The 26,601-nt window shown below is 67.1% G+C and carries 23 protein-coding genes; 11 read left to right on the plus strand and 12 right to left on the minus strand.

Annotated elements, in window-relative coordinates:
- Nucleotides 1–3 precede the first annotated feature (3 nt).
- On the plus strand, nt 4–1,266 hold the full coding sequence (ribA, locus tag D9V34_RS15205; protein WP_121689330.1) for a GTP cyclohydrolase II: 1,263 nt from the start codon (nt 4–6) through the stop codon (nt 1,264–1,266).
- A gap of 26 nt (nt 1,267–1,292) precedes the next feature.
- Nucleotides 1,293–1,757 (plus strand): 6,7-dimethyl-8-ribityllumazine synthase, encoded by a 465-nt coding sequence (gene ribH / locus D9V34_RS15210; RefSeq protein ID WP_030149065.1) that lies wholly within the window; start codon nt 1,293–1,295, stop codon nt 1,755–1,757.
- Here the strand turns inward: ribH and D9V34_RS17890 are convergent.
- Nucleotides 1,754–1,927 (minus strand): hypothetical protein, encoded by a 174-nt coding sequence (locus D9V34_RS17890; RefSeq protein ID WP_183091995.1) that lies wholly within the window; start codon nt 1,925–1,927, stop codon nt 1,754–1,756. The two genes, ribH and D9V34_RS17890, sit on opposite strands and share 4 nt — an antisense overlap.
- 199 nt (nt 1,928–2,126) lie before the next feature.
- Between D9V34_RS17890 and D9V34_RS15215 the strand changes: the two genes are divergently transcribed.
- Nucleotides 2,127–3,539, plus strand: coding sequence for an MFS transporter (locus D9V34_RS15215; protein WP_121689331.1), 1,413 nt, complete (start codon nt 2,127–2,129; stop codon nt 3,537–3,539).
- Between the two features lie 407 nt (nt 3,540–3,946).
- The gene (locus tag D9V34_RS15220; protein ID WP_121689332.1) at nt 3,947–5,803 is read left to right on the plus strand and encodes an ABC transporter ATP-binding protein; all 1,857 of its coding nucleotides are present in this window, start codon (nt 3,947–3,949) and stop codon (nt 5,801–5,803) included.
- Between the two features lie 53 nt (nt 5,804–5,856).
- On the opposite strand, the gene D9V34_RS15225 is transcribed toward D9V34_RS15220, so the two are convergent.
- The 7 genes from D9V34_RS15225 to D9V34_RS15255 all read right to left on the minus strand — a co-directional run bounded on the left by D9V34_RS15225 (nt 5,857) and on the right by D9V34_RS15255 (nt 12,264).
- On the minus strand, nt 5,857–6,681 hold the full coding sequence (locus D9V34_RS15225; protein ID WP_147441709.1) for a hypothetical protein: 825 nt from the start codon (nt 6,679–6,681) through the stop codon (nt 5,857–5,859).
- A gap of 329 nt (nt 6,682–7,010) precedes the next feature.
- Nucleotides 7,011–7,919, minus strand: coding sequence for a MurR/RpiR family transcriptional regulator (locus tag D9V34_RS15230; RefSeq protein ID WP_245992042.1), 909 nt, complete (start codon nt 7,917–7,919; stop codon nt 7,011–7,013).
- 32 nt (nt 7,920–7,951) lie between these two features.
- Entirely contained in the window at nt 7,952–8,806 is an 855-nt protein-coding gene (gene phnE, locus D9V34_RS15235; protein WP_121689334.1) for a phosphonate ABC transporter, permease protein PhnE, read from the minus strand.
- A complete protein-coding gene (gene phnE / locus D9V34_RS15240) occupies nt 8,803–9,606 on the minus strand; it encodes a phosphonate ABC transporter, permease protein PhnE (RefSeq protein WP_121689335.1) in 804 nt (267 codons plus the stop codon). Before phnE (D9V34_RS15240) ends, phnE (D9V34_RS15235) begins: the two co-directional genes overlap by 4 nt.
- Nucleotides 9,603–10,496: a phosphonate ABC transporter ATP-binding protein gene (gene phnC / locus D9V34_RS15245; RefSeq protein WP_121689356.1), complete on the minus strand. Its 894-nt coding sequence runs from the start codon at nt 10,494–10,496 to the stop codon at nt 9,603–9,605. The genes phnE (D9V34_RS15240) and phnC overlap by 4 nt, the downstream gene beginning before the upstream one ends.
- An 8-nt stretch (nt 10,497–10,504) precedes the next feature.
- On the minus strand, nt 10,505–11,482 hold the full coding sequence (gene phnD, locus D9V34_RS15250) for a phosphate/phosphite/phosphonate ABC transporter substrate-binding protein (protein WP_121689336.1): 978 nt from the start codon (nt 11,480–11,482) through the stop codon (nt 10,505–10,507).
- A 47-nt stretch (nt 11,483–11,529) separates the two neighbouring features.
- On the minus strand, nt 11,530–12,264 hold the full coding sequence (locus D9V34_RS15255) for an HAD family hydrolase (RefSeq protein ID WP_183091996.1): 735 nt from the start codon (nt 12,262–12,264) through the stop codon (nt 11,530–11,532).
- A gap of 142 nt (nt 12,265–12,406) precedes the next feature.
- Here D9V34_RS15255 and D9V34_RS15260 point away from each other — a divergent pair, with 142 nt between their 5' ends.
- The gene (locus D9V34_RS15260) at nt 12,407–13,216 is read left to right on the plus strand and encodes an amino acid deaminase (protein WP_121689338.1); all 810 of its coding nucleotides are present in this window, start codon (nt 12,407–12,409) and stop codon (nt 13,214–13,216) included.
- Nucleotides 13,217–13,357: 141 nt separating this feature from the next.
- On the opposite strand, the gene D9V34_RS15265 is transcribed toward D9V34_RS15260, so the two are convergent.
- The gene (locus D9V34_RS15265; protein WP_245992044.1) at nt 13,358–15,247 is read right to left on the minus strand and encodes a phosphoenolpyruvate carboxykinase (GTP); all 1,890 of its coding nucleotides are present in this window, start codon (nt 15,245–15,247) and stop codon (nt 13,358–13,360) included.
- A 129-nt stretch (nt 15,248–15,376) separates the two neighbouring features.
- On the opposite strand from D9V34_RS15265, the gene D9V34_RS15270 reads away from it, so the two are divergent.
- Nucleotides 15,377–16,816: an XRE family transcriptional regulator gene (locus D9V34_RS15270; RefSeq protein ID WP_121689339.1), complete on the plus strand. Its 1,440-nt coding sequence runs from the start codon at nt 15,377–15,379 to the stop codon at nt 16,814–16,816.
- Between the two features lie 7 nt (nt 16,817–16,823).
- On the plus strand, nt 16,824–17,618 hold the full coding sequence (locus D9V34_RS15275; RefSeq protein WP_121689340.1) for an alpha/beta fold hydrolase: 795 nt from the start codon (nt 16,824–16,826) through the stop codon (nt 17,616–17,618).
- A gap of 69 nt (nt 17,619–17,687) precedes the next feature.
- On the opposite strand, the gene D9V34_RS15280 is transcribed toward D9V34_RS15275, so the two are convergent.
- The 3 genes from D9V34_RS15280 to D9V34_RS15290 are packed head-to-tail and all read right to left on the minus strand — an operon-like array spanning nt 17,688 to nt 20,504.
- The gene (locus tag D9V34_RS15280) at nt 17,688–18,464 is read right to left on the minus strand and encodes an ATP-binding cassette domain-containing protein (RefSeq protein ID WP_121689341.1); all 777 of its coding nucleotides are present in this window, start codon (nt 18,462–18,464) and stop codon (nt 17,688–17,690) included.
- The gene (locus tag D9V34_RS15285) at nt 18,461–19,504 is read right to left on the minus strand and encodes an ABC transporter permease (RefSeq protein WP_030149083.1); all 1,044 of its coding nucleotides are present in this window, start codon (nt 19,502–19,504) and stop codon (nt 18,461–18,463) included. Before D9V34_RS15285 ends, D9V34_RS15280 begins: the two co-directional genes overlap by 4 nt.
- Before the next feature lies 1 nt (nt 19,505).
- Nucleotides 19,506–20,504 carry a sugar ABC transporter substrate-binding protein gene (locus D9V34_RS15290; RefSeq protein ID WP_121689342.1) on the minus strand — a complete coding sequence of 333 codons (999 nt, stop codon included), beginning with the start codon at nt 20,502–20,504 and terminating at the stop codon, nt 19,506–19,508.
- Between the two features lie 237 nt (nt 20,505–20,741).
- Between D9V34_RS15290 and D9V34_RS15295 the strand changes: the two genes are divergently transcribed.
- The 4 genes from D9V34_RS15295 (at nt 20,742) to D9V34_RS15310 (ending at nt 26,046) form a co-directional block, all read left to right on the plus strand.
- Nucleotides 20,742–21,362, plus strand: coding sequence for a hypothetical protein (locus D9V34_RS15295; RefSeq protein WP_147441710.1), 621 nt, complete (start codon nt 20,742–20,744; stop codon nt 21,360–21,362).
- Nucleotides 21,363–21,402: 40 nt separating this feature from the next.
- On the plus strand, nt 21,403–22,404 hold the full coding sequence (locus D9V34_RS15300) for an AAA family ATPase (RefSeq protein ID WP_121689344.1): 1,002 nt from the start codon (nt 21,403–21,405) through the stop codon (nt 22,402–22,404).
- Nucleotides 22,405–22,483: 79 nt separating this feature from the next.
- Nucleotides 22,484–23,701: a DUF58 domain-containing protein gene (locus D9V34_RS15305; protein WP_183091997.1), complete on the plus strand. Its 1,218-nt coding sequence runs from the start codon at nt 22,484–22,486 to the stop codon at nt 23,699–23,701.
- 65 nt (nt 23,702–23,766) lie between these two features.
- Nucleotides 23,767–26,046, plus strand: a complete 2,280-nt coding sequence (locus tag D9V34_RS15310; RefSeq protein ID WP_183091998.1) for a transglutaminase TgpA family protein — start codon at nt 23,767–23,769, stop codon at nt 26,044–26,046.
- Nucleotides 26,047–26,601: the final 555 nt, after the last annotated feature.

The raw sequence follows: 26,601 nt of genomic DNA on the forward strand, positions 1-26,601 counted from the left end.
CCGATGAGTCTCTCAACCATTCCTGCCGCCCTCGCCGCCCTGCGTGCGGGCAAGGCAATCCTCGTGGCCGATGATGAGGGCCGCGAGAACGAGGGCGACGTGATTTTCGCCGCCGAGCTCGCCACCCACGACACCGTGGCCTGGGCCGTTCGGCACACCAGTGGTTACCTGTGCGCCCCGATGACCGCGGACATCGCGGACCGACTGGCCCTGCCCCCGATGGTGGAAAACAGCCAGGACCCGCGCAAGACCGCATACACGGTAACCGTGGATGCGGCCTCGGGCGTGACCACCGGCATCAGCGCCTCCGACCGTGCCCGCACCCTGCGGGTCCTCGGCGATGCCACCAGCACCGCCGAAGACCTCATCCGCCCCGGACACATCGTGCCGCTGCGCGCGGTGGCCGGGGGCGTACGCGAGCGTGCCGGTCACACCGAGGCCGCCGTGGACCTGCTGCGTCTGGCCGGACTGAACCCGGTCGGCGTGATCGGCGAGGTCGTGACCGACGAGGGCGACATGATGCGCCTACCGGGCCTGCTGGAACTCGGTGTGGAGCACGATATTCCGGTGATCACCATCGCCGATCTGATCGAGTACCTCAACGCCGCCGATGCCGGAACCACCGAGCAGCTGGCCGCGGTTGCCAATGACTCGGCCGTGCACTTCGAGATCGAGACCAACCTGCCCACGACCCACGGCAACTTCAAGGTGCGCGCCTACCGTGACCGTCAGACCGGTGCCGAGCACCTGGCTCTGATCCACGGTGAGCTCACCGACACCGCGATCCTGCGCGTCCACTCGGAGTGCCTGACCGGTGAGGCTCTCGGCTCGCTCAAGTGCGAGTGCGGTCCGCAGCTGGACGCCGCCCTCGAGGAGATCGCCGAGAAGGACGGCGTGGTCATCTACATGCGCGGCCAGGAGGGTCGCGGCATCGGCCTGATCAACAAGCTGCGTGCCTATGCGCTGCAGGAGCAGGGCTATGACACCCTCGACGCCAACCTGGCCCTGGGCCTGCCGGCGGACGCTCGCAGCTACCTGCCCGCCAGCGCGATCCTCGAAGACCTGGGAGTGAGCGCCGTGCGCCTGCTGACCAACAACCCCGAGAAGATCCGCCAGCTGGAAGAGGCCGGCATCCGCGTGGTTGAGCGTCTGCCCCTGGTGGTCGGCGTGGGCGAGGTCAACGAGAACTATCTCCAGACCAAGCGCGACCGCATGGGCCACCGCTTCGAGGGTGAGCCCGGCTCGTTCATCCCGCTCTCCGACTAACCCCTCCCTACCGAACGGAACACATAATGAGCAGCAACGGAATCCCCTCCCTCCAGGTTGACGGCACCGGCCTCAACGTCACCGTGATCGCCGGATCCTGGCACGAGGAGATCAGCAACGGTCTCATCGCCGGTGCCGAGAAAGCCCTGGCCGAGTCCGGTGCCACCTTCACAACCGTGCGCGTCGCCGGCAGCTTCGAACTGCCGGTGGCCGCCCGTGCGGCACTGGAGGCCGGGGCGGATGCGGTGGTCGCGCTCGGCGTGATCATCCGCGGCGGCACCCCGCACTTCGAGTTCGTCTCGGACGCCGCAACCTCGGGACTGACCCAGGTGTCCGTGTTGACCGGGAAGCCGGTGGGCTTTGGCGTGCTCACGCTGGACGATGAGGCACAGGGCATCGACCGTGCGGGCCTGCCCGGCTCGCGCGAGGACAAGGGCCGTGAGGCCGCCGAGGCCGCGCTGCACACCGCGGTCCTGCTGCGCTCGCTCTAACCCTCGGGTAACAGAACCGCCTCGTGGGCCGCGCCGAAGAGATTCAGCGCGGCCCACTGCAGCAGAATCACGGTTTTGCCATCGCGGTGACCGTTGACGTAGGCGGGAAACCGAACCTGTCTGGTCCGTAAGACGGCACGGGCGGTGCTCTGCGCGGGGTTTTCGCTCATTTCCCCACCCACGGCCCGCGATTCATTTACGCCAGGATCTATCGCTCTTACGCCAGGGAGTTTCAGGAAACTCCAGGTATGGGCGTATATTGGCAGTTCCGCCACAATCGGATACCCACACCAATTTAGGCTCAGCGATCACCCCACCCCCGTGATGACTGCACCTCACACTTGATTTACGACGTTTTTGGACGACAGCATGTCAGCAGCAACCACGGGGGATTCGAAGGCCCCCGCAGCCCCCGCCAATCCCCGCTCGCGCGTTATTACCGCGAGCCTGATCGGCACCACCATCGAGTTCTACGACTTCTACGTCTACGCCACCGCGGCGGTTCTCGTATTCCCCACCCTCTTCTTCCCGAGCGCTAACCCGACCACCTCGCTGCTGGCCTCGTTTGCCACCTTTGGTGCGGCGATGGTCGCGCGTCCGGTGGGTGCGATGGTCTTTGGCCACTTCGGTGACCGCTACGGTCGCAAGGCCACCCTGGTCGCCTCGCTGCTGACCATGGGTATCGCCACCTTCCTGATCGGTGTGCTGCCGACCTATGACAACATCGGCTGGTGGGCCGCCCTGCTCCTACTGATCCTGCGCCTCGGTCAGGGCTTCGCCCTGGGTGGCGAGTGGTCCGGTGCGGCACTGGTTGCCACCGAGAATGCCCCGACCGGTAAGCGTGCCTGGTACGGCACGTTCCCGCAGCTGGGTGCACCGCTGGGCTTCATCATCGCCAACGGGCTGTTCCTGATCATCAACGCGATGCTTCCCCACCCGGAAAACCCGGCCCTGCAGTCCGAGGCGTTTGTGGCCTGGGGCTGGCGGATCCCGTTCCTGTTCTCCGCGGTGATGGTGATCGTAGGCCTCTGGGTGCGTCTGCGCCTGGTGGAGTCCACCAGCTTCCAGAAGAATGCTGACAGCGGCAAGCTGAAGAAGTCCCCGCTGGCCGAGGTCTTCCGTTTCCACTGGAAGAACCTCATCCTGGGTACCTTCATCATGCTGGCCACCTACGTGCTGTTCTACCTGATGACCAACTTCACCCTGACCTTCGGCACCCGCGCCTCCTCGGTTGAGGTTGCGCAGAAGGCCGCCGAGGCCGCGGGCAAGCCGTTTGATCCGTCCACGTTCATTGCCGGCGGTGGCTTCGGCTACGTCGACTTTGTGCTGATGCTGATCATCGGCGTGGTGTTCTTCGGAATCTTCACGCTGGTCTCCGGCCCGCTGGCCGACCGTTTCGGTCGCCGCAAGACCCTGATCGTGATCACCATTCTGATCATCGGATTCGGCTTCCTGTTCGAGCCGATGCTCGGCACCGATAAGGGTCTGACTCAGGCGTTCCTGATCATCGGCTTCACGCTGATGGGGGCAACCTTCGGCCCGATGGGTGCACTGCTGCCCGAGCTGTTCCCGACCAACGTGCGCTACTCCGGCTCGGCGATCTCGTACAACGTCAGCTCGATCCTCGGTGCCGCCGTGGCCCCGCTGATCGCCCTGCAGCTGTGGCAGGCCGCCGATGGCAGCCCGTTCCTGGTGGGTATGTACCTGGTGGCGATGGGTGTGCTCACCCTGATTGCGCTGCTGCTCTCCCGCGAAACCAAGGACATCAACATCGACAACTAGTCGCGTCCTTCCCGCGGCCCCGTCGCCCCGCCACATTGTGTGTCCGGGCGGCGGGGCTTTGGCATGTGCCGGCCGTTCGGGACCCACTCGGAGCGACCCGCGGCCCCTGCCTGTCCCCGGTGTCCGCCGCCACACCCATCTTGACGACAGGCTGTCGGAACCGCATCGACGCGGGGTCGGGAAAATGCCCGGTCACACGCGTTACCGATGCGTTTGACCAGGCTCTCCCGGTGTTCTACGGTAAGGAAAGCACGCAGTTCCCTCTCCCACCGCATCGCCGCGTGGGAGCGCCGGGATCTGCCGCACCGTTTCATCCCAGTACCCGGCCAGAACGCAGATGCCCACGGCCGCCGAATCACCCCGCCGCGCGCCGATCCACGACCGCGTCCGGCACCAGGAAAGGCCACATGTCCTCGCCCGCACCGTCCCGTTCTCCCTTTGCCCGGCGTAAGCCGCAGGAGGGCCCGCGCGCCTCGTTTAGGCAGCTGCTGCCGTTCCTGTTTGAGCACAAGCGGATGCTGTGGTTCATCATCCTGCTCTCGGTCCTGGGTGCCCTGGCTTCGCTCGCTCAGCCGCTGCTGGTTAGCCAGGTCATCGGCCGGGTGCAGAAGAACGAGATGCTGGGATCACTGGTCTGGGCACTGGTTGCGCTGGTGGTCATCTCCGCGCTCCTCATGGGCTACCAGCACTATCTGCTGCAGCGCACCGGTGAGGGTGTGGTGCTCTCCAGCCGTAAGCGCCTGATCTCGCGAATGCTGCGCCTCCCGGTCGCCGAGTTTGATGCCCGCCGCACCGGCGACCTGGTTTCCCGCGTGGGCAGCGACACGACCCTGCTGCGGGCGGTCCTCACCCAGGGACTGATCGAGGCCATCGGTGGCGCGGTGACCTTTGTGGGAGCGCTGATCGCGATGCTGATCCTCGACCCGGTGCTGTTGGGCCTCACGGTTCTTGTGGTCGCCGTCTCGGTGCTCGTGGTGGTCGCGCTCTCGGCGCGGATTCGCCAGGCCAGCGCCGCCGCCCAGGCTCGTGTGGGCGACCTGACCTCCGCCGTGGAGCGGGCAATCAGCTCGGTCCGTACCGTGCGAGCGGCCGGGGCCACCGAGCGTGAGATCGCCGGGGTTGAGCAGCACGCGACCGCCGCCTGGAAGATGGGCATTCGTGTCGCCAAGGCCTCGGCCCTGGTGGTGCCGGTGGCGGGCATCGCGATGCAGGCCTCGCTCCTGGTGGTGCTGGGTGTCGGCGGATTCCGGGTGGCCTCGGGCGCGATCGAAATCTCCAGCCTGGTTGCGTTTGTGATGTTCCTGTTCATGATGATCATGCCGCTGGGCCAGGCCTTCGGGGCGCTCACCGCGACCAACCAGGCGCTCGGCGCCCTGGGCCGGATCCAGGAGATCATCGATCTGCCCGCCGAGGACGCCCACGACGCCGAAATCGCCGCCGCCCTGAGCGACCCGGGCACCGTCTCGGCCGAGGCTGCGGCCATCGAGTTCCGCGACGTCAAGTTTGGCTACGCGACCGCCCCGGCGTCCGGGGGCGTGGCCGAGGCCGATGAGATCCGTACCGTCACCACCACCGGTGAGCGCACCGAGGTGCTGCGCGGGGTGTCCTTCACCGCCGAACGCGGCACCCGGACCGCGCTGGTGGGTCCGTCCGGTGCCGGCAAGTCGACGATCCTGGCGCTGATCGAGCGCTTCTACGACCCCCAGGACGGCGCGATCCTCTTCGGTGGCCGCGACATCCGGGCCCTGGACCGTGGCGACCTGCGCGGCCAGATCGGCTACGTGGAGCAGGATGCCCCGGTCCTGGCCGGTTCCCTTCGCGACAACCTGCTGCTCGGCGCCCCCGACGCGACCGATGCGGACTGCGAGCGTGTGCTGCGCGACGTCAACCTCGGCGAAGTCCTGGCGCGTAACAGCGCCGGCCTGGACGCCGCCGTGGGTGAGGACGGCATCATGCTCTCCGGTGGTGAGCGTCAGCGCCTGGCCATCGCCCGTGCGCTGCTCGCTGCCCACCCGGTGCTGCTGCTGGACGAGTCCACTTCCTCGCTGGATGGCCAGAACGAGCAGCTGATGCGGGTGGCCCTGGATGCCGTGGCCAAGGATCGCACGCTGATCATCATCGCCCACCGCCTCTCCACCGTCGTGGACTCCGACAAGATCGTGGTCCTCGAACACGGAACCGTGCTGGGCACCGGCACCCACTCCGAACTGGTGGCTTCGGTGCCGCTGTACCGGGATCTGGCCAAGCACCAGTTCCTGGTGTAGCGGTATGGGGCCACGATGGGGCGGGAATCACACGCCATAACGTGGTCCGTGGCTTAGCTCGTGCGCTCGTATCGCGCCAACAGTGATGCCAGCCCGGGCTGGCGGTCCTCGGGTTCCACACTCAGGAGGCCGAACAGCGCTCGCACCTCGGGTGTACTCTGCGCGGGCGGCGGTGCAAACGAACGCCTACGTACGGCGAGCATCTTGTCCCGGAAGGAGGGGTGTGTTGCCGTAAGCGTGACCGGGTGCGCTCCGATTGTCGCCGCCGCAAAGCTCGCGATGAGCGCGTGCCAGTCCTCTTCGGGACCGCGCGTTGCCCGCTCGTTCTCCAGCAGCATCGCCGCGTTTTCGGGTGCCGCATAGTAGACCAGTCCTCCGCCGTACAGACCTGCGTTTCCGGCTTCCCCAAAATCGATCAGTCGGATGCGCGTCCCTCGTACCCGCAGATGAGCGGGCTGGATATCGCCGTGAAACGCCCCAGAGTGATGAGTGTCGACAAGTTCGGCGCGGGCAGCGGCGAGCAGGGGCAGCAGCCGTTCCGGATGGCGGCGCAGAGCCGAGCTCAGGTCCTCCCCATCCACCCAGCGCAGCAGTGCCACCCGACCGTTCCGTGAGTCTCGAAATGCTACTCGACGTCGATTCTGCGCGTCACCCAGCTTGGAGATGGTCTTCCACTCACGTGCGATCGATTCGACACTCGAAGCTCCCGCTTTGAGCACAAAACGTTCCTCTCGATTCACCATGATCTTGCCCACCAGGGCACGCCGTTCGGACAGTACCGACATACTCGCGCCGGGGATCTGTGACACCATCGCCTGCACGTCGGCTCGCAGACCCACCCCCAGCCGGCCCAAAACATCCGTGTGAATTCGCCGCATTATCGGTCCCCGTTTCGTCATGCCCCGCTGAGTCACGCCCTGATTCATCGGGCGCTGCTTCGACGCTACGAGCCCGGCAACGTCCACTGGGAAAACATCGATACGATCAGGTCACACTTCGTGATCTCGCCCCCGCATCCGCGCCAAGATCCGCGAAAACACGTGGGTGGAGACGTCCCAAGCGGATCACGTAATCTCAGCATGTGGGACATCGCGGACAGGCAGCGCGCCCCAACGCCGACATGCCCCGCACCGCTGGAGGACGGTACGGGGCATCAATCATCCGGCCGGCTCGTTTCCGATGCGAGCCGCCGGAGGGGTGGGCGAGCCTAGCGGCCCGCCTCGTCGCCGAGGTTTTCGGCAAGCACGTCGAGCACGCGTGAGCGCGCCCGTTCACCGGCCGCGCCAAGGCGCGTCCCGATGGTCTCCACCAGCGCCTCGAGAAATACCACGTGCGGTACCCGCGAGGTGTGTTCCAGCTCCTGGCGGAAGCTCGCAGCCGGGGCCAGCAGCAGGGTGATTGCGGCCAGGCGGGTCAGTGGGGTGTTGCGGAACGAGGTGACCGCGATAACCCGCGCCCCGGCCTCATTGGCCTGGGCGGCGGCGCGCAGGCTTGCCTCGTTGGCACCACTGCCGGAGATCACCAGACAGACATCCTCGGCGCGCAGACCGCGGGCGGCGATCTGCTGGCCAATCGGATCGGCCAGGGTTTCCGCCGGCCGGCCGGCCGCGGTCAGGCGCATCGCCAGGTCCATCGCCAGCGGACCCGACAGGCCGCTGGCAACCACGAGTATCCGGCCCGCCGCGACAATCGAGTCCACCGCCGAGTCCACCTCGGGTTCGCTCAGCACGCTGGCGATCTGCGGCAAGACCTGTGCCAGGGCGACGATCTCGGCGCGGATCCGGCCGAGCGCACCCGCGCCCGGGTCGGCGTCCTCGGTGCGCTGGGCGATCTCCCCGGCGAGCGCGAGTTCCCCGGCCAACGCGACCCGCAGCTGCGGATAGCCGCGGTAGCCGAGGCTCTGGCACATCCGCACCACGGTTGAGCGGGCCACACCGGCGCGGTCGGCGAGCTCCTGTGCGGTCAGCTCCACCACACTCTCGGGATCGGCGGCGATGATTTCCGCCGCCCGACGCTCACTGCGCTGCATGCCCGGCAGGGCGGTGGCGATGCGCACGGTGGGCATCGCGGTGGGAATCTCCCCGGTGGAGACAACATCGATGCTAGACGAGGTCACGGGCGGCGCTCCTCTCGAACGGGACACGGATGCTAGGCGAGGTCACGCGCCTTGCTCCCCTCGGTGATGCGGCGCCGAATGGCACCGGAGGTCAGGTCAATGGCGATGGTCACGATGATGACCACGATCAGCAGCGCACCCACGGTGGGCCACTCCCGGTACTGAGTGTACGAGGTGAGCATATCGCCGATTCCACCCACACCGATCAGCCCCAGCACGGCGCTGGCGCGCACGTTGATCTCAAACCGGTAGAGCCAGAACGACACAAACTCCGGGGCGGCCTGCGGCCAGATTCCCCAGCGCACGGTCTGCCAGCGGCTTCCACCGGCGGCGTTCACGGCTTCGATGGGTCCGGGATGCACACCCTCGATCGCCTCGTATCCCCACTTACCCAGGGTTCCGATGCCGTTGACCGCGAGCGCGAGCGCACCGGTCAGCGGGGTGAGCCCGGTGACCGAGAGGATCACGATGGCGATCACGATCTCGGGCACCGCCCGGATCAGCGAGAACAGCCCGCGCAGCGCGAGCCGCACCGGGGCTGGGCCGATGCCACGGGCGGCGAGGAAGCTCAGCGGGAACGAGATCACAATTCCCAGCAGGCATCCCACCCACGCCATTTCCACGCTACGCCAGGTCTGCCAGAGCGCCTCGGGGACCTTGTCCCAGGCGGGGTTGGAGAACATCAGCCACAGGTAGCGGGCGATGTCCGCGGGAAGGTTTGCGGTGCGCGCCCAGTCCACCTTGACCGACCAAAAGACCAGCACCACCAGGAGGGTGATGGCCACGGTGAGGACCGTTCGCCAGGGTCGGCGCGGCTTGGCCGGCGGGGTGACCAGGCGCGCGGGGGCGGTGCGTGTGGTCCGCGGCGCGGTATTCAGGGCTGTCATTTCAAACGCTTTCTAATCGCCGCACTCGCCCAGTCGATCAGCACCACAACCACGAGAATCTCGAGGATGATCAGCGCGAGCTGGTCGTAACGGTAGAAGGTACGCACCGCATCGATCAGGAGGCCGAGGCCACCCGCGCCGACGAGTCCCAGCACGGTCGAGGCGCGCACGTTGAGCTCGAACGCATAGAGCGCCTGGTTGATAAACGGCGGCCAGATATCCGGCAGCAGCGCCGCCCGGTTGATCTGGGTCTGGGTACCACCGGCCGCACGCGCGGCCTCACCGGGACCGGGATCCCCGGACTCGATCGCCTCGGACACCAGCTTGACCACGATGCCCACGTTGAACAGCACCAGCGCGATGATACCCGGCAGTGCGCCCACCCCGACCATGGCCACCAAGACCGCGGCGTAGAGCAGATCAGGAACCGCACGCACGATGTTGAGGACGGTGCGCACGAGTCCGCGGGTAACCCGGTTGGGGTTGGTCAGGCGAGCCGCCCACATACTCAGCGGGACCGAGACGATCGCACCGATCACCGAGGCGATCACCGCCATCTGCAGGGTCTCGATCAGCGGTTCGATCGTGCGCGGGAAGAACGACCAGTCGGGCACCAGCAGCTGGCCGATCTTCTCGGCTCCGTTGCGCCAGTTGCGCACAATGGCGTCGAGGGAGAAGTCCACGCCGATGCCGGGGGCCAGGGTCACCGCGGTGATGGCCGCGATGATCGCGATGGCCAGCCAGATCTTCCAGCGTCCGCCGGGTTTGGCCGGGAGACCGGGATACTCTGCTGCACTCACGCGGGCGTCCCGGCGGGGGCCGCGCTCTGGCCGCCCAGCAGGTCCTGGTCGCCACCCTGGACGGAGCCTGCGGTCGTACCGCCGAGCAGATCCTGGTCGCCAATCGGTCGCCCGTAGATCCGCTCAAAGTCGGCGTCGGTGGCGGTGGCCGCGGGTCCGTCATAGACGATCTCCCCGGCGCGCAGCCCGATTAGCCGCGTGCCGTAACCGCGGGCGAGGTCGAGCAGGTGCAGGTTGACCAGCACGGTGATCCCGAGCTCGCGGTTGATCCGGCGCAGGTCGCCCATGACCGCGTGCGCGGTGGGCGGGTCGAGGCTTGCGACGGGCTCATCGGCCAGCACGATGCCGGGTTCCTGAGCGAGGGCGCGGGCGATGGCCACGCGCTGCTGCTGGCCACCGGAGAGGTGTGCCGCCCGGTGATATACCCGTTCGAGCATACCCACGCGATCCAGCGCCTCGAAGGCCAGCTGTCGATCCCGCTGACGGTATGCACCGACCAGGGTGCGCGGCACCGAGGTGTGGGCGAGGCGTCCCACCAGGACGTTGTTGAGCACCGTGGTGCGTCCGGCGAGGTTGAACCCCTGGAAGATCATGCCGATCTGTCCACGCAGGCGGCGCAGTTCGCGGCCGCGGGCGAGGTCCATCCGGTGCCCGCCAACCTCGAGGGTGCCCGAGCTGAGCGGCACCAGGCCGTTGATGGTGCGGATCAGGCTGGACTTGCCCGATCCGGAGAGGCCGACGATGGAGACCATCTCGCCGGCTTCGATGTCGAGGGAAATCTTCTTGAGGCCCACCACACCGTTGGGGTAGCGAACCACCGCGTCGCGCAACCGGATGGACCAGGGGGCGGAGGCCGCGGTCGCGGCCCCCGCCGGGGTTTCCGGGGAAATCCGGGTCACTACTGCAGTCCGAGGGTCTTTGCGGCACGGGCCACAACGTCGAGGGACTTGGGGTCGGCCGGGGCGAGCTTGGTGATCGAGTAGATGCTCTGCAGCACCTTGGATCCGGCTTCGGTGTTGGAGTAGTCGGCCAGCGCCTTGGCGATCTTGTCCTGGAGCTTGGGCGAGAGGTCCTTGCTCAGGGTCACGCCGTCGTTGGGGATTTCCTGGCTCAGGGCGAAGACCACAACCTTCTGGCCCACGTCCGGGGTGTCCTTCTTGACGATGTCGCGGGCATCCCAGAACGAGAAGCCAACCTCGGCGTCACCGTTGTAGACGGCGAGTACGGAGGCGTCGTTGGCGGTGACCGGGAGCTTGTTGATGTCGGTGTCGATGTTCAGTCCGGCCTCCTTGAGGGCCAGCATCGGGTAGATGTAACCGGCCGGGGATCCCGGGCCCAGAACCGCAACCTTAGCGCCCTTGATCTTCTTGATCGAGTCGAGGCCCGCCGGACCCTTGAGAGCGTCGGCACCGTTGCAGAACAGCTTGCCGTCGCGCTCTACCGGCTTGTCCGTGCAGTACTTGTCGGGGTTGTTGGTCATGAACTGGGCGGGGTAGCTGATGTTACCGTTGCGCTCGGTCTGCAGCACGGTCTTGGCACCGTACTTGTCGCTGGCCTGCCACAGCTGCAGCGAGGGCAGGAAGCCGATCTGGGCCTGACCAGCACCCATCGCCTCGACGGCGGCCTGGTAGTCCTTGGACACAACGCCGTGGACGGTGATGCCGAGCTCCTTGGTCAGGAAGTCGGTCAGCGGTGCGGCGGTGTCGACCAGACCGGACTGGTCCTGCGAGGGAACCAGGGCGAGGGTCAGCTCGGTGGGGTCTTTGACGGCTTCGGGTGAGGCGGAGGATCCGGAGCCGGCGTTAGCCGAACAACCGGTCAGGACGATGGCCGCGGCACCGATCAGGGCCAGGGCGCTCAGGGACTTCTTCAGCATGGTTATGCCTTCCAATATGGGGGTGTGAGTGGGAGGGGGGTAGAGGTTTAGTGGGCGGCGATGAATTCGCCGCGGGCCCAGGCGAGCAGCTCGGGGTAGAGGCTCTCCAGGCGTTCGGCCGCGAGATCAGGGGTGGCCTCGGCGGGACGGCGGGTTCCCACCAGGGCCGTGTGGTGGCCGCGCTCGCGAATCGGGGCGAGGTCGTTTTCCCAGATGTCGCCGATCGAGAGGACCGGTCCGCGTTCGGCCGCGGCGGCGGAGGCGTTCTGGTCCCTGGCTTCGGCGGTGAATCGCTCGGGCAGCGGGCTGGCACCCAGCTCATCGAGGATGGCCGGGAACCCGGCGGGTTTGCCGGCCTGGGTGACAACCCGGTCGAACAGCGGCGCGAGGCCCAGGGTCTGCAGGACCCGGTCGATGCCCGCGGCGGGGGCGTTGGTGACCAGGACGATCTCGGCGTGGGTCCGGGCCTGTTCCAGGAATTCCCGGAATCCGCGCGGGGCGAGGATCGGTGCCTCGGCACCGCCGAGCACGCCGCGTGAATGCAGGTAGGCGGCGGAGAGCTCGTCTTCACCGACGCCGAGCAGGCGGGCCGCCCGGGCGACCCGGTCGTAGCCGTCCAGGGCTTCGGGATCGGTGTGCTCATCCAGGACCCGGGTCAGGAAGTCGGCGCGCTGTTCGGCGGGGATTCCGGTGGCCGCGGCGACGGCGTAGGCTCGGACCGGACCGGTGCCGAGGGCAACGGTGCCATCAAAGTCAAAAATCAGGGTGGGGGTGGGGATCACAATTCTCCTTGTGGACGATGCGTCCAGACTAAGAAGTTAAAATGGACGAAATGACCACGAGTGGGTGAACGGGTCGTGAACGTGTGACGGCCGATCGGCGTGAGCGGGCGGTCCCCCAGCATGCTCCACCTAGCATGAGTTCATGAAGCACTTCTTCGGCACCGCGGCATCGCGCACCACCGCCCTCGCGCCGTCCCCGACCGACGGGTCCGCGGCGCACTCCACGCTGCGTACGAACCCCACGGACACCGCCGCCCTGCACGCCCATCTGCAGGATCTTTCGCTCCACCTCACCGCGCTGGCCGAAGCCACCCCGCTCAGCCTCGCCGAGGATCTTTTCCGCGCCCAGCCCTGGCTTGCCGATGCCCTGGATCGCGACCGCGCCGCCGGCGTCTTTGCCCACTGGGGCCGCTCCACCGCGGTCGATGAGAACGTGGGTTCCGCGGTGCTCGCCGCTCCAGTCCTCAACGTTCTGAGCGCTCGCGCCGGGCTTCCCGCCACCGCGCCCGAAGCTAACGCCGGTCTCTTGCACGTATACGGTTACCTGTATGCGCCGGTGCAGACCCCCTATGGCACCAAGCGTGAACGGTGGATCGACGGCGAGCTCGCCGGAGCGCTCGGCCTCCCGGCGACCCACTTCCGTCCCGAGGACGGAGAATCCACGCCTCTGGCCCGTCTCACCGAGGTGCTGCTGCCGCTGTTCTCGGGCGGTCCGCGCCGGGGCGACCTGCTGCGCCTGCGCGAGCAGATCACCCCGGATCTGGCCGCTCACACCCTGCTCTACCAGGCGCGCCCCGGCGCGGCCGGACCCGCGGCGCTGGCCTACGCCCTCGAAGATTCCCGCGGCATCCACCTGATCACCGCATTCCCCTACGCCGGGTCGGCGGGCGAGCTGTGCTCGGTGCACGTATCGGCACCGCCGCGACTGCGCTACAACGCGCTGACTCCCTAAACCCCACGGGTACACCACACGCCAGGCACGACTACGCCGGGCACCCACCCCCGTGGGTACCCGGCGTAGTCATGGTTTACTCGCGTCCGGCGTCGCGGGCCCGGCGGACCCCCATCGCAAACACCCGAACCACCAAGACGATCATCCGAACGCCCGGGCGATCCGAATGCGCGCCTCGGCCAGCTGGCCCGAAAGTTCCACCGGCAACCGGTTCCCCACCCCGCCAAAGAACTCGGCCTCGCGCTCAACCTCGTAGCGCCACTCGACCGGATCCACCGTCAGCAGCCGGCTGAGACGGTCCGCATCCAGCCCTTCGGCGGCGATGTCCGCGGTGAGCGGGACCGACCCGATAGCCGTCTCGTTCGCCTCGGCTTCGCCGGAGATGCGTCCGGCGATCCAGGCCAGCACCCGCGCATTCTCGGTGAACCCCGGCCAGAGGAATCCGCCCTCGGCGTCGCGCCGGAACCAGTTGACCCGGTACATCCGCGGCGCTAGGTCGGGATCCAGCTGCTCGCCGATGCGCAGCCAGTGTGCCCAGTGATCGGCCACGTGGTAGCCGCAGAACGGCAGCATCGCGAAGGGATCACGGCGCACGATGCCGGTGGTACCCTCGGCCGCGGCCGTGGTTTCGCTGGCAATCGTGGCACCAAGGTAGACCCCGTGTGCCCACCCCCGCGCCTCGGTGACCAGGGGTACGGTGCTGGCGCGACGGCCACCAAACAGGATCGCGTCCACCGGCACGGCCTCACCGATCTTCTCGGCGGCGGTCGGGCAGTGCTCGGCGGCCACCGTGAAGCGGGCGTTGGGGTGCGCGGCCGGGGTCCCGGCGGACTGGTCCCACGGGTTACCCTGCCAGTCGGTTATGCCCGCGGGCGGCACATCAGTCAGGCCCTCCCACCACACATCCCCCTCGGCCGTCAGCGCGACGTTGGTGAAGATCGTGTGTGCGGCCAGCATCTCGATGGCAGCCCGGTTGGTCTTGGCATTGGTGCCCGGTGCAACCCCGAAGAACCCGGCCTCGGGGTTGATTGCCCAGAGCCGGCCGTCCTGCCGCGGCTGGAGCCAGGCGATGTCGTCACCGAGAGTTTCCACCCGCCAGCCGGGCAGATCCGGGCGCAGCATGGCCAGGTTTGTCTTACCGCAGGCCGAGGGGAAGGCTCCGGCGATGTGGAACGCACGCCCCTCGGGCGAAATCAGCCGCATGAGCAGCATGTGCTCGGCCAGCCATCCCTCGTCCCGGCCCTGAACGCTGGCGATCCGCAGCGCAAAACACTTCTTTGCCAGCAGCGCATTGCCGCCGTAGCCGGACCCGAAGGACCAGATTTCGCGGGTCTCGGGGAACTGAACGATGTACTTCTCCGGGTTGCAGGGCCAGGCCACATCGGCCTCACCGGGAAGCAGCGGCGCACCCACCGAGTGGATTGCGCGCACCCAGTCGGCACCGCGTTCGATCTCGTCCAGCACCGCGGATCCGGTCCGAGTCATGATGGTCATCGAGAGCGTCGCGTACCCCGAATCGGTGAGCTGCACACCCACCCGGGAGAGCGGACCGCCCACCGGCCCCATGCTGAACGGGACCACAAACATGGTGCGTCCCCGCATGCTGCCGGCAAAGCGCGCGCTCAGTTCGGCACGCATCGCGGCGGGTTCATGCCAGTTGTTAGTCGGGCCGGCGTCGGCGGGGTTCTCGCTACAGATAAACGTGCGGGATTCCACCCGCGCCACATCATCCGGGTTGCTGCGGGCAAGGAACGAGTCGGGACGCAGCTCCGGGTTCAGCCGGATCAGCTTGCCCTCGGCAACCAGTTCATCCTGCAGCGCGGCGACCTCGGTCTGTGTTCCGGTCCACCACACCACGCGGTCGGGTCGGGTGTGCGCGGCAATCGTGGCGACCCACTCGGCGAGCGCCGCGGGCACACCAACGGCCGCGGGATACGTCGCGGCGTCTCCGGTGAAGGCGCTGTCGTGGCCGGTTCCACGGACAGCTTCGGTCTTCGTCTGGGCATCGTGTCGCTGGTCGATCATCGTCATCTCACGGTCTCCTTCGGCCGAGTGGATGCGGTGTAAGTTTCACCACTAACCCCATCCTGAGGCGATAAATCGAAGAAAACGGCTGTAATTTGGTGTTAAGAACCGTGATTCTTTCCCTATGATGAAGAGATGACCGGTATCTCCGCAGATCTTGCGACCCTTGGCAAACGGATCCGACACTTCCGCACCGCCCGCGGCCTGACCCTCGATCAGCTCGGGGAATCGGTGGGCCTGGCCGGGAGTCAGCTCTCGCTGATCGAGAACGGAAAGCGTGAGCCCAAGCTCTCCTCCCTCCAGCAGATCGCCCAGACGCTGGGCCTCAATCTGGCCGATCTCCTCACCTCGGAGGCTCCGTCTCCGCGGGCGGCGCTGGAGATTGAGCTGGAACGCTCGCAAAAGCTCGGGGTCTTCACCGAGCTGGGGCTGCCGCCCATCCGGGTGACCCGTGGCCTGGCCGACGATGCCCTGGCCTCGATCGTCGGACTGCACCACGAGCTTCAGCGGCGCGCGACCGAGGCGGTGGCCACCCCCGAGGAGGCCCGCCGGGCCAACACCGAGCTGCGCGAGAAGATGCGGGCGGTGGATAACTACCTCCCCGAAATCGAGAAGATCGCCGAGGAACGGGTGCGAGCCAGTGGCCACGTGGCCGGCGCGATCACCCACCGCACGGTGTCGATCATGGCCCAGCAGCTGGGACTCGAGCTCATCTATGTCAACGACCTCCCCCACTCGGCTCGCTCGGTGACCGACCTGGAAAACGGTCGCATCTACCTGCCCCCGGCCTCGATCCCCGGCGGGCACGGCCTACGCTCGATGGCGTTGCAGGCGATGGCGCACCGCCTGCTGGGCCACACCCGTCCCACCTCCTACGCGCAGTTCCTGTTGCAGCGAATGGAGATCAACTACTTCGCCGCCGCCTGCCTGATGCCGCAGACTGCCGCCGTCTCCTTCCTCCAGGCCGCCAAGCGTGAGCGCAACCTGGCGGTGGAGGACTTCCGCGATGCGTTTGGTGTGACCCATGAGGCCGCGGGCATTCGTCTCACCAACCTGATGACCTCGCAGCTGGAAATGCCGCTGCACTTCCTCCGGGTGGACGAGCAGGGTGCGGTGGCCAAGGTCTTCGCCAACGACGGTCTCCCCCTCCCCTCCGACATCACCGGTGCCGTCGAGGGCCAGATCATCTGCCGGCACTGGGCCGCCCGGGCCGCGTTTGAGCGCACCAACCGGACCACCGAGTTCTACCAGTACACCGATACCCCCGCGGGGACCTTCTGGTGTGCCACCCAGACCGGGTCCACGGACGCGGGTGAGTTCTCGATCTCGGTGGGCGTTCCGTTCAACCAGTCCAAGTACTTCCGCGGGCGCGAAACCTCGATCCGCGCGACCAGCACCTGCCCGGACGCCGCCTGCTGCCGCCGCCCGGCCAAGGACCTGGTAAACCGCTGGCAGGACAAGTCCTGGCCCAGCGCACGCCTGCACGCGCACATCCTCTCCCCGCTGCCCAGCGGCACTTTCCCCGGGGTGGATGATACCGAGGTGTACGAGTTCCTCGAGCGGCACGCGGGCTAGGCGCGGCATGCTGATTCCCACCGAACCGAGCGTCCCGACCGAGTATGTCACCACCGCCGATGAGCTGCGCCTGGCCACCTATCGATACGGGGATCCAACCGCCCCCACGGTGCTCGCGGTCCACGGCTTCGCCTCCCACGCCTTTTTGAACTGGGAGCTGAGTGGATGGACGCGTGAACTCACCCGCGCCGGCTTCTCGGTCTTGGCCTTCGACCTGCGTGGGCACGGATCCTCCGACGCTCCCACCGATCCCGCCCGCTATTCCCTGGGCCTATTTGCCTCGGATGCGCGCGCGGTCCTCGCCCACCACGGCGTCGCACGCGCCCACTACCTGGGCTATTCGATGGGTGCTCGCACCGGATGGCGACTGGGCCGAGAGAGTCCCGAACTGCTGCACGACCTGGTGCTCGGCGGCATGCCCGAGGGCGACCCGCTCACCACCTTTGATGCCCCCGCGGCCTATGCCTACCGCGACCACGGCACCCCGATCGAGGATGCGCTGACCGCCGGCTATGTCCGCATGGCCGAGGGGGTCCCGGGAAACCGGCTGGACGCGCTCATCGCCGTGGTGGAGGGGGTACGCGGGGGCGAGCATGCGGCCCTGGGGGCGGCCCCCACCCCACCGATGCTGCTGGCCACCGGCGAGAAGGATGCGGTGGCACCGGGCAGCCGGGCCCTTGCCGCGGATGCCGGGGCGGAGTTTGTGGAGATCCCCGGCCGGGGTCACCTCAACGCCGTGGGTGCCCGCGCCTTCAAGGACGCGGCGGTCGAGTTTTTGGTGCGCCACCGCGACCGGGTTTAGTCCCGTGGCAGCCGCCCGCTCCCGGAGACCGATCTCCTCGCGCGGCCGCCTGCATCCTGGCTCAGTGCGCTAGTCCTGATCCAGCTCGCGCAGCAGCTCGTCCAGCTCGTCTCCGCCGGCCATCAGCGCGGTGATCCGCTCGATGCTGGCCTCCTCACGCGGGAACGCTCCGATCGTACGGCCGCGTCCCAGGATCAGGAATCGATCGGCCACCGGCATCGCGTGACGCGGATTATGGGTGATAAAGATAACCCCGAGTCCGCGCTCACGCGCGTGCCGGATATGACGCAGCACGAGGGCCGACTGCTTCACCCCGAGCGCCGCGGTGGGCTCATCAAGCATGAGGATGCGCGCACCGAAGTACACGGCCCGGGCAATCGCCACACTCTGGCGTTCCCCGCCGGAAAGGGTCCCGATGGGCTGGTCAACATCACGCAGGTCGATACCCATCCCGGCCAGCTCCCGCCGGGTGATCTCTCGCATCGTGGCGATATCCAGCCGGCTCAGCGGACCCCATCCGCGGGTGAGTTCCTGTCCGAGGAAAAAGTTGCGCCAGATCGGCATCAGCGGCACCACCGCAAGGTCCTGGTAGACGGTGGCGATGCCGCGCTCCAGGGCCTGCCGGGGCGAGGATAGCCGCGTGGGGATCCCATCGATCTCCAGGGTCCCCGAGTCCGGGGCGTGGTTGCCGGAGATGATCCCGATCAGGGTGGACTTGCCGGCACCGTTATCGCCGAGCACACAGGTCACCGAGCCGGCGTGCACCTCGAGGTCCACATCCGTCAGCGAAATCACGTTGCCGTGGGTCTTACCCACACCGGTCAGCTTCAGCAGCGGGGCATTCATCGGATCCTCCCTCGGGCCGCGCGGCGCTGCAGATACACGTTGAACACGGTCGCGGCCAGGAGCATCGCGCCGAGGAAGAACTTCAGCCAGTCGGGGCTCCACTCGGCGTAAACCACACCCTTGAGCGCCATCCCGTAGATCAGTGCGCCGATCGCCGCCCCGATTGCCGAACCGTAGCCGCCGGTCATCAGGCAGCCGCCCACCACCGCGGCGATGATGTAGAGGAACTCGTTCCCGATGCCCTCCCCCGACTGCACGGTTTTAAACGCAAACAGCTGGTGCATGGCCAATAGCCAGGCACAGAAGCCCACGCCGATGTACAGGCCGATCTTGGTGGCGCGCACCGGGACTCCCGAGGCACGGGCCGCCGCCGGGGCACCGCCGGATGCAAAAATCCAGTTACCCACCCGGGTGCGACGCAGAATCCAGGTGGCGATGATCACCAGCGCGATCCAATAAAACACGGTGATCTTGATCGTAATTCCGAACACCGGCACGTCGGCCGCAAAGATCTCTCGGCCCAGCTCATAGCCCGGCGCCGCCTCGATCGAGGGGGTGGCGACCCCGCCGGTCAGCATCCGGGTGACACCGAGGTTCAGACCGGTGAGCATAAAGAAGGACGCCAGCGTCACGATGAAGCTCGACAGCCGGGTCCGGGTGAGCAGCCACCCATTGAGCGCGCCCACCGCGAGCGCGGCGATCAGCGAGAACAGCACACCCCACCAGATGTTGCCGCCAAACCAGTAGGCGATCAGCGCGGCGGTCAGGGCGCTGGTGGTCACGGCCACGCCGGCCGAGAGGTCCACCTCGCCGCCGATCATCAGCAGCGAGACCCCGACGGCCATGATGCCCACGGTCGACGCCCCGTACAGGATGGTGGCCAGCGATGCGGGCTGGGTGAAGACCGGCGATACCGCGGCGAACACCACAAATAGCACCAGGGCCGCGGCGAGCGCCCCGATTTCGGGTCGCACAAACACGCGCTCAAACAGTCCGCGGCCGCGCACCCGCTCGTCGCGAATCAGATCACCGGTACTCAAATTAGCGGGTACCGTTCTTGGCGAAGCCGGCGATCTTGTCGGCGTCGGCGGAGGTCAGGATCTGCGGTCCGGTCAGCACGGTCTTGCCGCCGCCGAGGATGTTGCCGTTGGTCTTGTACAGCCACAGGTTATCCAGCGCCTCATATCCCTGCAGGTAGGGCTGCTGGTCCACGATGAACTGGATTTTGCCCGCCTTCATCGCATTCACCGCGTCGGCACTGAGGTCGAAGGTCGCCAATTTCGCCGAACTGCCGGCATCAGCGATCGCGTCGATCGCGGACATCGCGAACGGGGCGCCGAGGGTGACCACATAGTCGATGTCGGGACTGGTCTGCAGCTTGGCGGTGATCGTAGAGGCCACGTTGGTCATGTCCTGACCGTTGACGTAGAGGCGCTCGACACTGCCGGTGAAGGTTTTGGCGAGGCCATCGCAGCGGGCCTCGTGGCCCACGTTGCCCTGCTCGTGCACCACACACACGACCTTTTTGGCCCCGAGCTCGTCCAGCTTGGTTCCGGCCGCCTCGCCGGCGATGGTCTCATTCTGGCCGAAGTGGGCCAGCACACCGAGGGCCTGCCAGGCGTCCTCACCGGAGTTGATCGACACCACCGGAATACCCGCGGCCACGGCCGCCTTCACCGAGGAGGCGACGGCGTCGGGCTTGGCGAGGGTCACGATGATGCCATCAACCTTCTGGTCCACCGCCTGATCCACGAGCTGTGCCTGGCGGGCGCCGTCGGGGTCGGAGGAGTACAGCAGTTCGGCATGGTCCTTCTTCGCCGCGGCCTCGGCACCCGAGCGCACGATGTCCCAGAACGTATCGCCGGCACCCGAGTGGGTGATCATGGCAATCTTCAACTCGGGTCCGGACGCGTCATCCTTCGCCGCCGCACCGCCCACACCGGCGGGCCCTCCGCATGCCGCGAGGGTGAGAACGAGTCCGGCACCGGCAAGGGTGGTCAGGGCGCGGCGGGTCCAGGGGCGCAGGGTCACGGTGGGCATGTCCTTTAGTTAGGGGAGTCGAACGCGCGGGGCAAGACGCGTGCGGGGGCGTTTCGATCCTACCGTCGTGGGCACGACCGGCGACTCGATCCGGGATCCTCGGGTCATCCGTGCACTCCATCCGAGGCCATCCACGGCACGCCCCAAAGCTCGTTTCCTGGAGGCTGACAGAAGTGGACGCTAGGATCGGGGCAATCCGAACCTATGCCGCGCGGTCGCGGCGGGAAGCGAGACTCCGTGGTGGACTCACGATACGACCCGGCATTCCAACGCGGGTATGCCAGCTCGACGGGCATCCGTGAACCCAAAAAATCCCAGGCTAAAACGGAAATCTCGGCGGCGGCACCGGCACCCGAATCCCTCATTCCCGCACCGTCCTCGACGGCACCGGTAACACGCGCCCAGGAGCCCGCCCCGGCCGCGCGGGCCTCCGCACCCACCCCCTCGGTCCCGGCCACGCCGGCGGCCACACACGCCGGATCCCCCCAGACCTGGGGCCAGCCTCCGGAGGATTCCCTGGACTTTGCGGAATATGTGACACCCAAGCGACGTCGAAATCCGTGGCTGATCACGCTCTGGACCGTGGGCATTGTTGCACTGGTCCTGGGTATCTACGGCGTTTTTGCGCAGAGCATGATGAGTCTGTCCGGCGGCTACTACCAGGAGTCGTTCCCGGACACCCCCAATCCCTGGGAGCCGGTACACGAAACGTTGCGATCGCTGTCTTATCCCTTCACCATTCTCGGCTTTCTCGGAGTCTTCGCCGCGTTAGCCGTCAATGCCCTGCGCTTTGATCGCATCCACGCCGTCCCGGTTCCGGCCCCCGTTGGTCGCGCCTATCCGGAGGACCTCGCATGAACCAGCACCCCACCGGCCACGCCTACCCGGAAGAGCTCACATGAACCAGCCCCCCACCGCGTCGCCCCCGCAGACTGCGGATGCCTTTCAGGGTTCCGCCGAGCGCATCCTGGAACGCGTAGAAACCGTCATCGACGGTAAACCCGAGGCCGCCCAGCTCGCGCTGATCGCGCTCCTCGCCGAGGGGCACGTGCTCATCGAAGACGTGCCGGGGGTGGGGAAAACCGCGCTCGCCCGCGCCCTCGCCGCGAGTGTGGACTGCACAGTGGGGCGCATCCAGTTCACCCCCGATCTGTTGCCTGCCGACATCACCGGTGTGTCCATCTACGATGCCGGACGTGGGGAGTTTGAGTTCAAACCCGGGGCCGTCTTTGCCCATATTGTGATTGCCGATGAGATCAACCGAGCCTCCCCCAAAACCCAGTCGGCGCTCCTGGAGGCCATGGCCGAACGCCAGGTGACCAGCGATGGGCACACCCACGTTCTCCCCCATCCCTTTACGGTGATCGCCACCCAGAACCCGCTGGACATGGAGGGCACCTACGTGCTGCCCGAGGCTCAGCGGGACCGCTTCATGCTGCGGATCTCAATGGGATATCCGGATGCGGACGCCGAGATGAAGATGCTGCGCCAGCGCGACACCACCAACCCTCTCGACTCGATCACCTCGGTCATCAGCCGGGCCGAACTCGAACAGCTCATCTCCTGGGCCCAGCACGTCTTTGTCTCCCCGCTGATCGAGGCGTATACGGTGGCTCTGATCCGGGCAACCCGGGAACATCCGGACCTCAAGCTTGGTGCCAGCCCGCGAGCGACCCTCCAGCTGGTGCGCGCGGCGAAGGCCCGGGCGGCGCTGGATGGACGCGATTTTGTCCTCCCCGATGACATTGCCGCGCTGGCTATTCCGGTGCTGGCTCACCGTCTGATCCCGGCTCGACGGGGTACTGGCGAGCACGATGTCCACACCGGTACGGCCATCGATGAGATCCTGCGCGACATTCTCCGTGTCACCCAGGTCCCGCACTCGGGGCAGGCGGTCTAGCGTGGCACGCGCGCCGCGGCGGCACTCCCGACACAACGCGCGCTTCGCCCTCACATCGCGAGGGTGGGGACTGCTCATCGTGGTAATCCTGCTCTTTGTGTCGGCCACCTCACTGGGCTCGGTGCAGCTCATGGCCGCCGGCCTGCTGCTTGCGGCACTGCTCCCCTTCGCGGTGCTCATCGGTCTGTGGCCGATCGGATCGGTGCGGGTCGAGCGGGTGCACCCGATTTCTACGTTGACCGCGGATGATCGGATGCACATTCGTGTACGTCTGGATGGTCCCGGTGCCCATCGCGTGGCGGTCTCCGACTGGCACGATCTGCTTCCCTCGGCGCTCCCCCGTGACGAGCTGGTGCCGGAGACACCCACCACCCGCGTGGTACTGCCCGGCGGCGGATCAGCTTTCACCGGCGGCACCACGGTTCGCGCCCAGCGTCGCGGCGTGCACACGCTCGGTCCGGTCGAGGCACTCATCGGGGACCCGTTTGGCCTAGTCCGCGTGCGTCGGCATTTTGGCGGCACCGATCAGATTACGGTCCTGCCGCGTCCAGCCACCCATGTGCCCTTCGGAGGCCTGCGCACGCAGGGTGCGGACGGCCAGGCCGGCCGGGTATCTCGTCGCGGCGAGTCGGGCCTGGACGATCCGATTCCTCGCGCATATCGCCCGGGGGATTCCATTCGTCGTGTCAATTGGCGCGCGAGTGCGCGTCACGGCGAGCTGATGGTTCGTCAGGAGGAGTCCACCCCGTCGCCGACGCTGTACGTGGTCCTCGATACCGATGCCGAGCACTGGTTTAGCCCGCCGGCGCGTGCCTCGTTTGAACCCATGTATGAGTGGGCGGCCGGGGCACGCGATGGGTACGATCCGCTGTTTGAGTGGGCGGTCTCACTTGCGGCCACCGCCTCGATTGACGCGGCCGCTCACGGTTGGCGTCCCGTGCTCTGCACCGGCGGCACCGTGGTCACCACGCGTGGCCGTGAAACCACCAGCGCCTCGGCCGAACCCGCGCTGCTGGCGTTGGCCCGGGCCGAGCCCTCCACCCATTCGGTGCCGGTGAGTGCGCTGCACTCGACACTCTCGCGACGGCATGCGGTGATCGCGGTTCTCGGTCGGGTGACTCCCGAGGTGGCGGCCGAGTACGCGGCGCTGTGCGCCAAGATTGATTCCGGCACCGCGCTGCTTGTCGCCGATCTGCCGGTCGAGACGCGTTCGATCCTCGAGACGGCAGGCTGGGTCTGCGTGGACATGCCCTCCCCGGAGCCTCTCCGGCGGACGCGTGAGGGGGCGAAACGATGAGGCCCGAGTCCGTGCCCACGTCACGCCCGCGAACGATGGACCGGCTCAGACCGAGTATCCAGGCCGTGGCAACCCTGCTCCTGGTGGCAACCGGTCTGGGTGGTTTCGGAAGTATCTTCCTGGGCACAACGTGGATCATGGTCCCGCTGGTCATCGCCACGATCATGTACGGCGTCATCGTGGCCCTCAGACTCTGGATGGATCGCCCCGCCGCGAGAACGTCTCGCATCCTGCGCGCGGTGGTTCCGTGGGCCGCCGGCGCGCTCACCGGGCTCGCCGGGCTCACCCTGGCATTCAGCCCCGGGAATGCTCTGCTGGGCATTCTTCCGCTGCCCGGGACGCTGATTTCCTTTGGTTCGCTCACCTCGGCCGGGTTGGATGAGATGCTCTCGGGGGCCGCCCCGCTTCTCCCCGGCGACGGATTCCGCTTTCTGATCACACTCGCCGTTCTCCTGATTGCCTTTGTCTCGGCGGCGCTGGTCCTGATCGCGGGCCTTCCCCTGTTCGCCATCCTGCTGTCGGTGGCCGTCTACGCGGCACCTCAGCTGGTCATCACCCCCACGCTGAATGTGGCCTCCTTCACCGCATTTGCGCTCTCGATCCTGCTTCTGCTGACACTCACCCGCCCGGTCTCCCCCTCCGCCGAACACGGTGGATGGTTTCGTCCCATCGCGATCCCGGTGGCCGCGATCGCGGTCATCACCGCGCTGACCGCCGCCCCCGCGCTCACCGCCACCGTGGGCAGCAAGCCCCTGGCCATCGGCAATCAGGCCGGGCCGTTTGAGACGGGTATCAACCCGATGATCACCCTCGGTGACGACCTCCGTCGTGGTGCCAACACCGTCGCGCTGACCTACGTCACCACCTCGGAGATCCCGCTCTATCTCCGCGTCTTCACCATCGACGATTTGGATCGCACCCTCTGGCAGCCACGCCCCTTCGAGGCAGCGCCAAACTCCAGCGTCGTAGAGTTCCCCGCGCCCCCGGGCCTCGACGCGGAGACACCAACCGCCCGGGTCACCACCACAATCTCCATCGATTCCCTGTCCACAAACTGGCTTCCGCTGCCCTATGCGCCAGATGGTGTGACCGGACTCATCGGCGACTGGAACTGGGAGCTGCCGAGCTTGGCCGCCTACAGCAACGAAACCAACACACGAGCCGAGCGGTACACCGTCACCAGCACGCAGGTGGAGCCCAGCGCCGAGCAGTTACGCGCGGCTGTGCCGGGAAGCACAAGCGCGATCGATCCGCGGTACCGTTCGCTTCCCGATGATCTCCCGGCCTCGATCACCGCGGTCATGAACGAGGTGACCGCCGGTGCCACCACCGACTATGACCGTGCGATGGCGCTGCAGGACTACTTCCGCAACGACTTCACCTACTCCGAATCTGCCCCGGTAGAGAAGGGGTTTGATGGGTCGGCAGGCGAGGTTATCGCGAGTTTCCTTGAGCGTAAAACCGGATACTGCGTTCACTTCTCCTCGGCGATGACGGTCATGTCCAGGCTGATGGGGATCCCCGCGCGCATTGCGGTGGGCTATCTTCCCGGAACCGCCGATGGGCTGAACGATGACGGCCAACAGACATATCGTGTCACCTCACAACAGCTTCACGCCTGGCCGGAGCTCTACTTCGAGGGTGCCGGGTGGATCTCGTTTGAACCCACCACGAGTCGCGGGGTCCCCGCGCAGTTTGCACAGGCGGCTCCGAATCCGACAACCGCTCCCACCACGGCACCCACCGCCGCTCCCACCAGCGCCCCGAGCGCCGCTCCCGTGCCCACCGCCGCCCCGGTCCCGTCGGCCTCCAACAGCCCCACCCAGGCTCCCGGAGGCTCCTCCGCAGGCACGGTGTCTAGCCCGATCGGCGTATCTGTGCTGGGGGTCCTGGTTCTGCTCGTTCTGATCTTCGGTCAGACCATCGCCCGAATGTGGCAGCGCGAGCGACGCTATCGTCACGGTGCCCGCGACGGCACCCCTGCAGGTGCGGCGTGGGCCGAGCTGGAGGCGACAGCTACCGACCTCGGGCTCGCCCCGATCGCGGGCGAAACAGCACGCGATTTCGCAGCCAGGCTCCAGGCCACGATGTCCACCGAGCAGCCCGGCTGTGCGGACCTCTTGCATGCACTCGAAAGGGAAAGCTACGGCCGCGGCGGGACGCGGGCACCGGTACAGGGGGCCGGAGGCGGAAGCTACGGCCGCGACGCAACGGGCGCGCCGGTTCAGGGTGCCGGAGGTTTCCGGCCGATTGTGCGGGACCTCGCCCGCGCGCTGCGTACGACCCGACCCGTGCCGGTTAGGCTCCGGGAGTTCTTCTTCCCGGCATCCCTGCGTCGCGGATAAGTAGGGTGCGCGCACCAGGCACGCGCCCTACTCACGCCAGACACACCCTGCCCTCTCGCGGACACACGCCCCCAAGCAGTACATACCTATACCGAGCCTCCCTGGCTTCCCTGGCCTCCCTGGCCTCCCTGGCCTCCCTGGCCTCCGCATCATACGTCCGCGCGGAAGCGGCCGTGCTCCCCTATCACTGTCTGGAGCACTCGCAGGTGTTAAACAGAAAACCCACACGTCCCAGGCCTGGCAGCGGTATCTCACCAACAGCCCAACCAGCGCGTTAAACAGCGAAGGCCTCGCCCCTGTTCAGGGCAAGGCCATAGCTGCGGCAGTACAGACCCCGCGAGCCGGGTTAAACAGTAAAAGCCCCACGCCTATCCAGGGCAAGGCACAGCCGCGCCAGCACACACCCCCACAGCCCCGGGTTAAACAGCAAAAGCCCCACCCTCCAGGATGAGACCAACACTCACAACACCAGCACCAGCACCAGCACCAGCACCACAAACAATGCTGTTAAACAAGGAAAGCCCCGACCGAAAAACGGTCAGGGCTCTCAACCTG

Origin of the sequence: Mycetocola lacteus, assembly GCF_003667575.1 — a bacterium.
Taxonomy (GTDB): Bacteria; Actinomycetota; Actinomycetes; order Actinomycetales; family Microbacteriaceae; genus Mycetocola; species Mycetocola lacteus.

Coding starts and splice junctions, on each gene's coding strand:
- D9V34_RS15215 (WP_121689331.1), top strand. CDS start 2,127: ATGTCAGCAGCAACCACGGGGGATTCGAAGGCCCCCGCAGCCCCCGCC.
- D9V34_RS15270 (WP_121689339.1), top strand. CDS start 15,377: ATGACCGGTATCTCCGCAGATCTTGCGACCCTTGGCAAACGGATCCGA.
- D9V34_RS15275 (WP_121689340.1), top strand. CDS start 16,824: ATGCTGATTCCCACCGAACCGAGCGTCCCGACCGAGTATGTCACCACC.
- D9V34_RS15290 (WP_121689342.1), bottom strand. CDS start 20,504: ATGCCCACCGTGACCCTGCGCCCCTGGACCCGCCGCGCCCTGACCACC.
- phnD (WP_121689336.1), bottom strand. CDS start 11,482: ATGCTGAAGAAGTCCCTGAGCGCCCTGGCCCTGATCGGTGCCGCGGCC.
- D9V34_RS15300 (WP_121689344.1), top strand. CDS start 21,403: ATGAACCAGCCCCCCACCGCGTCGCCCCCGCAGACTGCGGATGCCTTT.
- ribA (WP_121689330.1), top strand. CDS start 4: ATGAGTCTCTCAACCATTCCTGCCGCCCTCGCCGCCCTGCGTGCGGGC.
- D9V34_RS15260 (WP_121689338.1), top strand. CDS start 12,407: ATGAAGCACTTCTTCGGCACCGCGGCATCGCGCACCACCGCCCTCGCG.
- ribH (WP_030149065.1), top strand. CDS start 1,293: ATGAGCAGCAACGGAATCCCCTCCCTCCAGGTTGACGGCACCGGCCTC.
- phnE (WP_121689334.1), bottom strand. CDS start 8,806: ATGACAGCCCTGAATACCGCGCCGCGGACCACACGCACCGCCCCCGCG.
- D9V34_RS15265 (WP_245992044.1), bottom strand. CDS start 15,247: ATGACGATGATCGACCAGCGACACGATGCCCAGACGAAGACCGAAGCT.
- D9V34_RS15280 (WP_121689341.1), bottom strand. CDS start 18,464: ATGAATGCCCCGCTGCTGAAGCTGACCGGTGTGGGTAAGACCCACGGC.
- D9V34_RS15220 (WP_121689332.1), top strand. CDS start 3,947: ATGTCCTCGCCCGCACCGTCCCGTTCTCCCTTTGCCCGGCGTAAGCCG.
- D9V34_RS17890 (WP_183091995.1), bottom strand. CDS start 1,927: ATGAGCGAAAACCCCGCGCAGAGCACCGCCCGTGCCGTCTTACGGACC.
- D9V34_RS15225 (WP_147441709.1), bottom strand. CDS start 6,681: ATGCGGCGAATTCACACGGATGTTTTGGGCCGGCTGGGGGTGGGTCTG.